General features: G+C 50.9%; 10 protein-coding genes, 2 rRNA genes and 2 pseudogenes (1 of these 14 cut by a window edge). 4 read left to right on the forward strand and 10 right to left on the reverse strand.

Going from position 1 to position 12,201, the window contains the following annotated elements; genetic code table 11:
- Positions 1–2,432: ribosomal RNA gene (locus WKR14_RS02000) — 23S ribosomal RNA — on the forward strand; it begins 460 nt to the left of the window's first position.
- A 230-nt stretch (positions 2,433–2,662) separates the two neighbouring features.
- Positions 2,663–2,778, forward strand: a 5S ribosomal RNA gene (rrf, locus tag WKR14_RS02005).
- A gap of 339 nt (positions 2,779–3,117) precedes the next feature.
- Here rrf and WKR14_RS21340 read toward each other — a convergent pair.
- From WKR14_RS21340 to pilB, 8 genes and pseudogenes are all read right to left on the reverse strand, one after another.
- A pseudogene (locus tag WKR14_RS21340) lies at positions 3,118–3,286 on the reverse strand (transposase); the annotation flags it as partial.
- 73 nt (positions 3,287–3,359) lie between these two features.
- A complete protein-coding gene (gene mutT, locus WKR14_RS02015; RefSeq protein WP_339087272.1) occupies positions 3,360–3,758 on the reverse strand; it encodes an 8-oxo-dGTP diphosphatase MutT in 399 nt (132 codons plus the stop codon).
- Complete coding sequence (gene yacG / locus WKR14_RS02020) at positions 3,755–3,970, reverse strand: DNA gyrase inhibitor YacG (protein ID WP_039033599.1); 216 nt, start codon at positions 3,968–3,970, stop codon at positions 3,755–3,757. The genes mutT and yacG overlap by 4 nt, the downstream gene beginning before the upstream one ends.
- 44 nt (positions 3,971–4,014) lie before the next feature.
- Positions 4,015–4,755, reverse strand: coding sequence for a cell division protein ZapD (gene zapD / locus WKR14_RS02025; protein WP_165564352.1), 741 nt, complete (start codon positions 4,753–4,755; stop codon positions 4,015–4,017).
- Positions 4,752–5,363: a dephospho-CoA kinase gene (gene coaE, locus WKR14_RS02030; RefSeq protein WP_101055953.1), complete on the reverse strand. Its 612-nt coding sequence runs from the start codon at positions 5,361–5,363 to the stop codon at positions 4,752–4,754. Before coaE ends, zapD begins: the two co-directional genes overlap by 4 nt.
- Complete coding sequence (locus tag WKR14_RS02035; protein WP_339087273.1) at positions 5,364–6,278, reverse strand: A24 family peptidase; 915 nt, start codon at positions 6,276–6,278, stop codon at positions 5,364–5,366.
- 74 nt (positions 6,279–6,352) lie between these two features.
- The gene (locus tag WKR14_RS02040; RefSeq protein WP_039033595.1) at positions 6,353–7,621 is read right to left on the reverse strand and encodes a type II secretion system F family protein; all 1,269 of its coding nucleotides are present in this window, start codon (positions 7,619–7,621) and stop codon (positions 6,353–6,355) included.
- Between the two features lie 175 nt (positions 7,622–7,796).
- Positions 7,797–9,503 (reverse strand): type IV-A pilus assembly ATPase PilB, encoded by a 1,707-nt coding sequence (pilB, locus tag WKR14_RS02045; protein WP_339087275.1) that lies wholly within the window; start codon positions 9,501–9,503, stop codon positions 7,797–7,799.
- Positions 9,504–9,881: 378 nt separating this feature from the next.
- Here pilB and WKR14_RS02050 point away from each other — a divergent pair, with 378 nt between their 5' ends.
- On the forward strand, positions 9,882–10,862 hold the full coding sequence (locus WKR14_RS02050; protein ID WP_000082736.1) for an IS5-like element ISEc68 family transposase: 981 nt from the start codon (positions 9,882–9,884) through the stop codon (positions 10,860–10,862).
- A gap of 161 nt (positions 10,863–11,023) precedes the next feature.
- On the opposite strand, the pseudogene WKR14_RS02055 reads toward WKR14_RS02050, so the two are convergent.
- A pseudogene (locus WKR14_RS02055) lies at positions 11,024–11,218 on the reverse strand (pilin); the annotation flags it as partial.
- Positions 11,219–11,286: 68 nt separating this feature from the next.
- Here WKR14_RS02055 and WKR14_RS02060 point away from each other — a divergent pair.
- Positions 11,287–11,667, forward strand: coding sequence for a hypothetical protein (locus WKR14_RS02060; protein ID WP_339087276.1), 381 nt, complete (start codon positions 11,287–11,289; stop codon positions 11,665–11,667).
- A gap of 305 nt (positions 11,668–11,972) precedes the next feature.
- On the opposite strand, the gene WKR14_RS02065 is transcribed toward WKR14_RS02060, so the two are convergent.
- A complete protein-coding gene (locus tag WKR14_RS02065) occupies positions 11,973–12,185 on the reverse strand; it encodes a hypothetical protein (protein WP_339087277.1) in 213 nt (70 codons plus the stop codon).
- Between the last annotated feature and the right edge of the window lie 16 nt (positions 12,186–12,201).

Genomic DNA, 12,201 nt, shown 5'->3' on the forward strand with positions numbered 1-12,201 from the left:
AGGCGAAAAGAACCCCTGTGAGGGGAGTGAAATAGAACCTGAAACCGTATACGTACAAGCAGTGGAAGCGGTCCTTGAGACCGTGACTGCGTACCTTTTGTATAATGGGTCAGCGACTTACATTTAGTAGCGAGGTTAAGCGAATAGCGGAGCCGTAGGGAAACCGAGTGTTAACTGCGCGTTTAGTTGCTAGGTGTAGACCCGAAACCCGGTGATCTAGCCATGGGCAGGTTGAAGGTTGAGTAACATCAACTGGAGGACCGAACCGACTAATGTTGAAAAATTAGCGGATGACTTGTGGCTGGGGGTGAAAGGCCAATCAAACCGGGAGATATCTGGTTCTCCTCGAAAGCTATTTAGGTAGCGCCTCGGACGAACACCTTTGGGGGTAGAGCACTGTTAAGGCTAGGGGGTCATCCCGACTTACCAACCCTTTGCAAACTCCGAATACCAAAGAGTGCTATCCGGGAGACAGACGGCGGGTGCTAACGTCCGTCGTCAAAAGGGAAACAACCCAGACCGTCAGCTAAGGTCCCAAAGTAATTGCTAAGTGGGAAACGATGTGGGAAGGCTTAGACAGCTAGGATGTTGGCTTAGAAGCAGCCATCATTTAAAGAAAGCGTAATAGCTCACTAGTCGAGTCGGCCTGCGCGGAAGATGTAACGGGGCTAAGCAATTCACCGAAGCTACGGGTACTGATGCTTGCATCGGTGCGGTAGAGGAGCGTTCTGTAAGCCGTTGAAGGCGAAGGGGTAACCCACGCTGGAGGTATCAGAAGTGCGAATGCTGACATGAGTAACGATAAAGGGGGTGAAAAACCCCCTCGCCGAAAGACCAAGGGTTCCTGTCCAACGTTAATCGGGGCAGGGTGAGTCGACCCCTAAGGCGAGGCTGAAAGGCGTAGTCGATGGGAAACGGGTTAATATTCCCGTACTTCTGCTAACTGCGATGGAGAGACGGAGAAGGCTAGGCCAGCGCGGCGTTGGTTGTCCGCGTTTAAGGTAGTAGGTGGTGTGCTTAGGCAAATCCGGGCACACATACACTGAGAGCTGACGACGAGTCCCCAAGGGGATGAAGTGGTTGATGCCATGCTTCCAGGAAAATCTTCTAAGCTTCAGGTTAGCAGGAATCGTACCCCAAACCGACACAGGTGGTCGGGTAGAGAATACCAAGGCGCTTGAGAGAACTCGGCTGAAGGAACTAGGCAAAATGGTACCGTAACTTCGGGAGAAGGTACGCTGCCGGCGGTGAAGACCTCGCGTCGTAAGCTGCTGGCAGTCGCAGATACCAGGTGGCTGCAACTGTTTATCAAAAACACAGCACTGTGCAAAATCGCAAGATGACGTATACGGTGTGACGCCTGCCCGGTGCCGGAAGGTTAATTGATTGGGTTATCTTCGGAGAAGCTCATGATCGAAGCCCCGGTAAACGGCGGCCGTAACTATAACGGTCCTAAGGTAGCGAAATTCCTTGTCGGGTAAGTTCCGACCTGCACGAATGGCGTAATGATGGCCACGCTGTCTCCAGCCGAGACTCAGTGAAGTTGAAATTGCGGTGAAGATGCCGTATACCCGCGGCTAGACGGAAAGACCCCGTGAACCTTTACTATAGCTTGGCACTGAACATTGACCCTACATGTGTAGGATAGGTGGGAGACTATGAAGATGAGACGCCAGTCTTGTTGGAGTCAACCTTGAAATACCACCCTTGTAGTGTTGATGTTCTAACCTTGGTCCCTTATCGGGATTAGGGACAGTGCCTGGTGGGTAGTTTGACTGGGGCGGTCTCCTCCCAAAGAGTAACGGAGGAGCACGAAGGTTGGCTAAGTACGGTCGGACATCGTACGGTTAGTGCAATGGCATAAGCCAGCTTAACTGCGAGACAGACACGTCGAGCAGATGCGAAAGCAGGTCATAGTGATCCGGTGGTTCTGAATGGAAGGGCCATCGCTCAACGGATAAAAGGTACTCCGGGGATAACAGGCTGATACCGCCCAAGAGTTCATATCGACGGCGGTGTTTGGCACCTCGATGTCGGCTCATCACATCCTGGGGCTGAAGTCGGTCCCAAGGGTATGGCTGTTCGCCATTTAAAGTGGTACGCGAGCTGGGTTCAGAACGTCGTGAGACAGTTCGGTCCCTATCTGCCGTGGGCGTTGGATGATTGAGGGGAGCTGCTCCTAGTACGAGAGGACCGGAGTGGACGAACCGCTGGTGTTCGGGTTGTCATGCCAATGGCATTGCCCGGTAGCTACGTTCGGAATCGATAACCGCTGAAAGCATCTAAGCGGGAAGCGAGCCCCAAGATGAGTCATCCCTAGGTCCTAGAGACCTCTGAAGAGCCGTTCGAGACCAGGACGTTGATAGGCAGGGTGTGTAAGCGTTGCGAGGCGTTGAGCTAACCTGTACTAATGACTCGAGAGGCTTAACCATACAACCCAGATGGGTTTTACGGACTTGAAGAAGTTAGATACTTGATTGAAGTTTGAACTCAGGCTCTGAAAAGAGCACAGCTTTCTGAATTGAAGAACAAAGGTTAATGACGCAGGTAATTGTTTGGCTGACAAAGCCATGACGAGCGAGCCGCGCAGTGTACTGAAGTACATGAGCAGCGTAGCGAGGAAACAATACCGTCAGACGGACAATTAACCAGTAAGAATATGTCTGGTGACAATAGCATTGTGGTCCCACCTGATCCCATCCCGAACTCAGAAGTGAAACGCAATCGCGCCGATGGTAGTGTGGGGTCTCCCCATGTGAGAGTAGGTCATCGCCAGACGCCTAACAAACAAAAAAGCCCTAGCTGAATGCTAGGGCTTTTTTGTTTGTCTCGCTTCCAGCGAGCACGACTTAACATGCAGCCCAAAGCTGCTGGCGCAGTGTGTGCCCCTCAGCTCGCAGCCAAGCTGCTTCGCGCTACAGCCATCTATCAAGCTGTGCTTGATGAGCAGATGTCTTTCGCCCCCATGTGAGATGGTGCTGTGGATATGTTGAGAATGGCTCGACTGGTTTATCTGGTCAGATTTATCCAACCTCTGGAGCACAGAGATTTCACTCGACCAGTATCCTCAATGAAGGTATTCCAGGCTCGGGATACTTGCTCAACAATTTGCTCCTAGCAATCGAATATTCGGTTGGAAAGACAGTGTAGTCTGAACCATTGCCAAATTTGCTCCATCGGGTTCTGCTCCGGGGGAATAGGCGGACAGTTTAATCAAAGTGAGATTTGAGAAAACCATTGCCGTATCCATAGTATGCCAGCCTGCGCCATCAAGGATGACCTCTGCAGAGGTGATTTGGGACATCTGCATCGACAAGACAGGGATAATAAAAAGCCAGCTTAGGCGGCTGGCTTAGGGCTTACTTTGAAAACTCTGTCAGGATTTTATCAAGAATCGGTTGGTTGGCATCCGGGAAGGTGTATTCCGGGAGCTGTTCCAAGTGCACCCACTCGACTTGCTGTCCTTCTACGCCATAAGCCGTACCATTGAATTCCGTAACCAGGTGAATATCCAGTAATACCTGTTTGTCCGGGTAGTCATAAGACAACAACATAAAGGGAGTAGAATCTGCTATGTTGAGGCCAACCTCTTCCGCGAGTTCTCTGGCAAGCGCTTGGGTGACGGTTTCGCCCATTTCGACTTTACCGCCGGGGAACTCCCATTTTCCACCTTGATGCAGATGCCCATGGCGCTTGGCCAGTAGGATCTGTTTACCGGATTTGATAATACCGACTGCGACATGAACTCTTTTGGTCATGATTGATCCTTGAAGAAATTGCCTTCATCGTAACCCAGCTCATCCAGCATCTGCTGATCAAATTCTGGCTTCACCGGGATAGCATGTTTCTCTGAGGCCCAATCTCCAAGATCTATGAGTTTACAACGCTCGCTACAGAAGGGCTTGAATTTGGATTCGGGGCTCCATTCCACCTCTTTTTGACAGGTGGGGCACTTAACTGTGATAGGCATTTTTGTGTCTCTCGGGCTAACTGATGGCGCCCATGGTAAAGAGTTTAGCCGCAGGTCGCCAGTAGGAATTTGACGGTTTTGTCGGAATGCTTTTGTTGTTCGAACTGGACAAAATGAATGGCAAAGCGGTTTCTGTGACCACTAATGGTGGGGTAGCAGCCTTGCTCAGCATCCAGCTTGACTCTGACCAGCGACAGGCTTTGTTGGCTATCGCCTTGATAAAAGCCGGCATGGGCCACAGCTTCTCGGTACTCACAGCTCATGCGGGTTAGTTGCAACAGCAGGCTGATAGGTTGCAGTAAACTCCTGAAGTGGTTAGTCCATTGGCGATACTCTTGGCTGCGTTCTTCCCAAGGTTTCGCCAGCCAAAAGTGGAGTTGTGGCAGATCGAAGTTACAGCAAGCACCAGGCATACTGAATCTCTGTCTGAGCGCCGATATAAATCTGTCTTGTTTCAGTTGGCTACCTGGACGCTGCGGGCGTTGCAGCTCTTCTCTGGCATGGGAGAATTGTTCAAGATAGTGCTGCAGTTGTTGTTGATCGACTTGTTCCTGCTGTTGCCAGTTTTGCAGTTGGATTAATTGGCGGTCGATGTCTTTGATGACTTCGCTGCGGTAATCACAGCGTTCGGTAAGTTCACAGAGAGAGAAAAGCGGATAAAAGCATCTGTGTTGATGATCTTGCAGCAGGTTGTTATCCAATTGACGAGCGAGATATTCCAGGCGCAGATAACTACGGATCTTTTCATTTAGCGGCTGTTCGAATATCAGTTCTGTCGTGTTCATGAATTTTTAATGTCTGCCAGCTGTAAGTATTTATTATGCAGCGCCAGTACCTGGGCCTGTAACGCGTCGATCTCTCCCTGATTGTCAATCACATCATCGGCCTTATCGAGTCGGCTCTGGCGGTCGCTCTGGCTATTGATAATGTTTTGAACCTGCTCCTTAGACACCATGTCCCGTTCAATAGTTCGCTGCAATTGTAATTTGGGTGAAATATCTACGACTAATGTGCGATCTGCCAGTTTGTCCAGGCCGTTCTCAAACAGTAAGGGAACCACCATAATGACATAAGGAGAAGCCGCCATCTCAAGCTGTTCCAGCATGCGGGTGCGTATCATGGGATGCAACAGGGCATTGAGCCATTCCCTGTCTTGCGGATGATGAAATATCTGTTCCCTCAGCGCCGCCCTATCCAAGCAGCCATCGGGTGTCAGCATCTGCGGTCCAAATTTATCGCCAATTTGCTTAAGGCCATCTGAGCCTTTGGCGACAACTTCTCTGGCGATGATATCGGCATCAACCAAAACAATGCCTTGCTCGGCAAACAGATTGGCTACTGTCGTTTTACCGCTGCCTATGCCCCCCGTGAGGCCTATAATAAAGTTCGCCATTTAAAGTGTTCCCAAGTACCAGTCAACTATCTGTTGCCCCCACACCATGGCAACCCAACCGGCTATGGCAATATAGGGGCCAAAGGGAATGGGGTTACCCCGATTGAGGTTCTTGAACACTATGAGTAACACACCTACCAGGGCGCCCACCAAAGAAGAGAGCAGAATTATCAGTGGCAGCATCTGCCAGCCCAGCCAGGCGCCGAATAGAGCCATCAGCTTGAAATCGCCATAACCCATGCCTTCCTTGCCGGTGATTAATTTGAACAGCCAGTAGATAGACCAGAGGCTTAAATAACCGGCTGCGGCGCCTATGGTGGCATCGGTAATGCTGGTAAAAGTGCCGGAGATATTAATCAGTAAACCGAGCCACAGCAGCGGCAGGGTTATCTGGTCAGGCAACAGCATCTCATCCAAATCTATGCCGCTGAGGGCTATCAGTCCAAAGGTCAGAATAGTTGCATAGGCAAACTGCAGTGTTGGACCAAAGTGCCAAGCGAGCGTACAAATGAGTAGGGCAGTCAACAACTCGAACAGAGGATATCTTGCCGAGATCTTGGTCTTACAGGCAGCGCATTTGCCGCCAAGCATCAGGTAACCGATTATGGGTAAGTTGTGCCAGGGTTTGATATGAGCGCCGCACTTGGGGCAGGCAGACTTCGGCAGCAACAGATTGTACTTGGCCGGGTAGTTATCTATCGGTGCATTGAGCTTGGCTTCACCTATCTGTTTGGCGAATTCGGGCTGGTATTCCTGCAGGTATTGATTGCATTCCTGCTGCCAATCGCGCTTCATCATTACCGGCAGACGGTGGATTACCACATTGAGAAAGCTGCCTATCACAGAGGCAAACAGAAAACAGAGAACAAGAAAGAGCCACAGATTGTGGCTCAATATGGCAATAAAGTCTGACATCGAATATTACACTGCCCTAAAAATGGTGTTAAAAGTGCTGCTTGTTATTATTGCACCGGCTTTGATACTGAGGCTTAACCTACCACGTTACCCATTTGGAAGATAGGCAGGTACATACCTACAATAAGGCCGCCTACCAGAGTACCTATCACCACCATCATAATGGGTTCAATCAGGCTGGAAAGCCCGTCTACGGCGTCATCTACCTGCATCTCGTAAATATTGGCTATCTTGTTGAGCATATTATCCAGCGAGCCGGATTCTTCACCTATCATCACCATCTGGATCAGCATATCGGGAAACAGCTTGGTGGTACGCATGGCTACGTTCATTTGCATACCGGCCATCACTTCGGTACGTACATTCAGCAGGGCCTTGCGGTAGACATAGTTACCGGAGGCGCCGGCGGCGGACTCCAGGCCATCAATCAGCGGTACCCCGGCGGCAAAGGTAGTGGCCAGGGTGCGGGCGAAACGGGCCATGGCAGCCTTATGGAGAATTTCGCCAATCAGGGGAATTTTAAGCACCATTTCATCGATACGGTTACGAAACTTTTCCGAGTTGCGATGGGCGCGGACAAACAGCCAAACCCCGATAACAATTGCCGCGAGAAACAGATACCAGGTACTTTGCAGCCAACGGCTTATATTAACTATCAACTGGGTAAAGGCGGGCAGTTCGGCGCCAAAGCCGGCAAAGATACTTTCGAACTGAGGTACCACAAACAGCAATAGCAGCACAGTAACTGCTATGGCAACCACAACTACCGCCGCGGGATAGAACATGGCTTTTTTGATCTTGGACTTGAGCGCCTCGGCTTTTTCTCTGTAGGTCGCGATACGGTCAAATACCGCATCCAAAGAGCCGGAATGTTCCCCGGCGGCCACCAGGTCGACATAGAGATCGTCGAAATAAGCCCTGTGGGGGCGCAGGGCATCGGAAAGGGGGATACCGGCCTGAACATCGGCCAGCACAGTGCCCAGCAAAATACGCACCTTGTTTTTCTCATGGCCGCGGGCAATCAACTCGATGGAGGTCACCAAGGGCACACCTGCGGCCAGCATGGTGGCTATCTGGCGGGTGATCACCGCGATATCCATCGGCTTGATTTTTTTATCACCGCCAAAGAGAGAGGCAGACTTTTTACGTACCAGTTTGGGATTAATCCCCTGGTTTTTCAGCAAGCTTTTGATTTCGGCAATGCTGGCGCCGCGCAATTCGCCGGAGCTTTGCTTGCCATCGCGGTTAAGACCTTTCCAGGTGAAGGTGTAGATCTTGGCTTGAGCCTTGGCACCTTTGGTTTTGGCTTTATTGTTTTTAGCTGTTGCCGTTGCTGTGGCCATAATAGTTCCTTGGAATAAACGGTTTGCCGTGCCTGCATATTATTTTAGTCGGGTTACCCCTGGCCCGCCTGCAGCGAATGGCGTTAAGCACTTATGTTGTGGCGCTTATGCTATGGCACTCACGCTTTGGCACGCAGGCTTTGGATATCACTGTCGCTGTCTGGCTTGGCAGGCATCAGTAACTGGTTACCCGGTTGACCTCGGCAATGCTGGTGACGCCCTGAATGACTTTAAGCAGGCCAGACAGGCGCAAGTCCCTCATTCCCTGCTGCTTGGCGGTAGCGGCAATCTGCAGTGAATTACCGCCTTCCATAATGGTTCTGGCAATTTCATCGGACATCTTCATCACCTCATAGATACCGACTCGGCCCTTATAGCCACCGGAGCAGTGCTCACAGCCACAGGGCTTATAAACGGTAAAACCGCTATCTATCTGTTGCTGGCTGAAGCCCAGCTGCAGCAGTTCATGTTCGGGGACCTCTTCCGCTTGTCGGCATTCGGGACAGAGACGGCGGGCCAGGCGCTGGGCAATAATCAGGTTGACCGAACTGGCAATGTTGTAGCCGGGTACGCCCATATTGAGCAAACGGGTGAGGGTTTCGGCCGATGAGTTGGTGTGCAGGGTCGAGAGCACCAAGTGGCCGGTTTGGGCCGCCTTGATGGCGATTTCGGCGGTTTCCAGGTCACGAATTTCCCCCACCATCACCACGTCCGGATCCTGACGCAGAAAGGAGCGCAGCGCCGAGGCGAAGGTTAACCCGGCCTTGGGGTTGATATGTACCTGATTAACCCCTTCGAGGTTAATCTCCACCGGGTCTTCGGCGGTGCTGATATTACGCTCTTCGGTGTTGAGAATATTGAGGCCGGTATAGAGGGACACGGTTTTCCCAGATCCCGTGGGGCCGGTAACCAATATCATCCCCTGGGGTCTTGCCAGCATCTCCATATAGGCTTGTTTCTGGTCTTCCTCATAGCCGAGCTTTTCTATGCCCAACTGCGCTGAAGAGGAGTCGAGGATCCGCATCACTATTTTTTCGCCCCAGAGGGTGGGCAGGGTGCTGACTCGAAAATCGATGCTCTTGTTGCGCGACAGCCGCATCTTGATGCGGCCATCCTGGGGCACCCGGCGCTCGGCGATATCCAGCTTGGACATCACCTTTAAGCGAGCCGATATCCGTCCGGAAAGTGAAATCGGCGGCTCGGACACCTCATGGAGTATGCCATCGATACGAAAACGGATGCGGTAGCGTTTCTCGTAGGGTTCAAAATGCAGATCCGATGCGCCCTTACGGATGGCATCGGTGAGAATTTTATTGATATAGATGACGATGGGGGCATCGTCCTTGCCTTCATTATCTTCATGTTGGCGCTTGTCGGTATCTGTGACTTCGATGTCGGCGAGGGACTCTTCGTCGAGGCCATCGAGATCCAGCGAGCTCAAGTCCTCTTCCAGTACCTTTTCCAGCGCCTTGGCTAACTTGTCCTCTTCGACCAGTATCGCCTCGGCATGCAGGCCGGCGCTGAACTGAAAGTCTTCCAGGGCGGCGATATTGGTGGGATCCGAGGTGGCGATATAGAGGCGGTTGCCGCGCTTGAACAGCGGCAGACATCTGTGTTTGTCGATCAGCTTCTTGTTGAGAAACTCATCCGGAATACTGCTGAGGTCAAACTCATTGAGATCCAGCAGCGGGGTGCCGTACTCCTCATAACAGAGCTCGGCTATGCTGCGGGCGGATAAAAGCTTGCTGGTCACCAGGGTGGTGACCAGGGCTTGGTTGCTGTTTTGCGACTGCTTGATGGCCTCCGTCAGGCTGCTCTCATTGAGCAGCCCCTTACGGATAAATAGGGTCGATAATCCTAAGTGGAGGCCTGTTGTTGGCATTAATTAATCATTTAATCGAGTTTAAGTTAATAATGGACTCTTTTAATTAAGAGCCCATTAGCTTTAATTTTGCTTAAGCAGCAGGAGCAGGATTACAGAATTCAGTTGATTCGTTTCCACAAGTCGCTGTCCAAATCACTTTGCTACCAACGATTGCTGGTGTAAGGGTATAAGTATCCCCGGCGACTAAGTCACTATCAGTTGCTGGTACGGCTACAATAACTCCGGCTGCGGTGCTTAATCCAACGATCCCCGCACCAGCTTCAACATCTGCAGGAATTCCTTCTGCCCCGGCATTACATACATCTAGGGAAGGTGCGAATAAGTCCGAGATGTGAGATCATCGTGTTGTAACCTGAACCCAGAATGAGTAACCGGATGAGCCAGCAACTGACTTTTGCCGACAGTGAGTTTTCCAGTAAACGCCGCCAGACCCGCAAAGAAGTTTTCCTTGGCAGAATGGATGACTTGCTTCCCTGGGACAAATTACTTGGCGTTATCGAGCCTGTGTATCCCAAGGCCGGTAATGGTCGCAGGCCCTATCCGCTGGAAACCATGCTGCGTATTCACTGCATGCAGCAATGGTACAACCTGAGCGATGAGGCCATGGAAGATGCCCTCTATGAAATCGCCTCCATGCGACAATTTGCTCGCCTGTCACTGGATAAAGCCATTCCAGACCGCACTACCATCATGAATTTCCGGCATTTGCTGGAGCAGCATGAACTGGCCCGCAAAATCTTCAGTACCGTTAATCACTGGCTAGCAGAGTGTGGCGTTCTAATGACCCAGGGCACCTTGGTGGATGCCACCATCATTCAAGCCCCCAGCTCTACCAAAAACAAACACAACAGCCGTGATGAAGACATGCACCAGACCAAGAAAGGTAACCAGTGGTACTTCGGCATGAAAGCGCACATTGGCGTGGACGCCAAAAGTGGCCTGACCCACAGTCTGGTGACCACGGCGGCTAACGAGCACGACCTCAATCAGGTTGGCAAGTTACTGCATGGCGATGAAGAATTTATCTCAGCCGATGCTGGTTATCAGGGGGCCGAAAAGCGCGATGAGCTCAGCGATGTCAGCGCAGACTGGCTTATCGCCAAGCGTCCCGGCAAAGTGAATGCATTGAAGCAACACCCGCGCAAGAACAAGCTGGCCATCCGTTACGAATACCTGAAAGCGAGTATCCGAGCGAAGGTTGAGCATCCATTTCGGATAGTAAAATGTCAGTTTGGTTTCGTCAAAGCCAGGTACAAGGGGCTGGCTAAAAACGACAGTCAACTGGCGATGTTATTCACCCTAGCGAACCTGGTTCGAGTTGACCAATTGATACGGGCACAGGCGAGATCTACCTGAAATGAGGAAATTGGCCTGAAACAGGGCCAAAATCAGCCACGAAGAGACGATTTTGGGCTGAAAATTGGAAAATTGAGCCACAGGACGTCGATAAAGGACGGTTTGGGGCGTCATATCGGGAGCTGCGGACCACTTAATCGCAGCTTCCCTAGGTCTTGCTTCATCTGAACACATATTTCTACGGCTGTTTTAACAGCAGCAGTTGCATTGGTAACCTCTGTGAATTTTGCTTTAAGCAAATAGTTTTGATACGCAGGCAGTGCGATGGCCGCCAGAATGCCTATGATCGCGACAACGATCATTAGTTCGATCAGGGTAAAGCCCTGAGCACGCTTGTTGAGTTTGATACCTTTCATTTGCTTTCTCCGTTGTTGCCGTCTTGAGTGAATCGGTAACTTGATTCCCTGTTACTCGTATTCCTGTGATGCCTGTAAATATTCAGGCGGTTTTTCCGGCTTGCCAGCTTGGTGGGGATCACCCCAAAGCCTATCTGGATCCAGACTCAATCAGTTCAGCAAAACCATTTAAGTTTATCGTATGTCGTTCCGGCAAACCGCACCTCAAGGAACTGAGCATTTACTCAAATCACAATTTTTACATTTGTAACTTTATTGTGCGTCATAAAATAGCAGTTTGGGTGGTTACCTTGTCGGTGAGGTTGGCCGACGCGGCCATCTCGCCTGCCCTAAAAGTTAGTATAAAGTTACTAAAAAGGGAATCTGCAATAGTGAAAAAACCACCTGAAATAGCGGAAAAAATCAAAATTGTTATCCACCACCAAGTTTTACCGGTAACAATATTTTGACGCTTCACCCTGTTTGTGTCAGGGATGTGGCGTTGTCAAAAAAATGCTTGGCTCCCAATTAGCGGTAAATATAGTTGTTAACAGTTTGTTTGTTTTGTTGGGCGGTTTTGGGGGCGGATTTTTGGCGGGGAATAGGTGATTTTTATAGCTGGTTTTACCTAGGTGGGTTTTCATGCACAGGTTTTGTGCATGGGCTTTATGCATGACTTTATGCATGGGCTTTATGCATGAGTTTTATACTGGTGCCGAGTGAGGTGCACAAACCGTGCCTGCCAGAGGACGAATATAACCCTGGGATAGTATTATCAGACGGGCTCTTGCTCGGGCTTGGGGCTGGGCTTGGGGGTGGACTTGGGTCTGGACTTGAGTTTGGTCTTGGGGCGGCGGTTTTCAGTGGAGTGGCGAGAGCCTGACTCAGAATAAGGCGCAGATGCTGCAAGCTGCAATGGCAAGCGGATGAGTATTGTGCGGTTAGCGGTTAACGCCTGCTGGGGTGGGATTGGGGCTGAAATCGGCATACCCCTGGCGTCAGGG

Origin of the sequence: Shewanella chilikensis, from assembly GCF_037953065.1 — a bacterium.
Classification (GTDB): Bacteria; Pseudomonadota; Gammaproteobacteria; order Enterobacterales; family Shewanellaceae; genus Shewanella; species Shewanella chilikensis.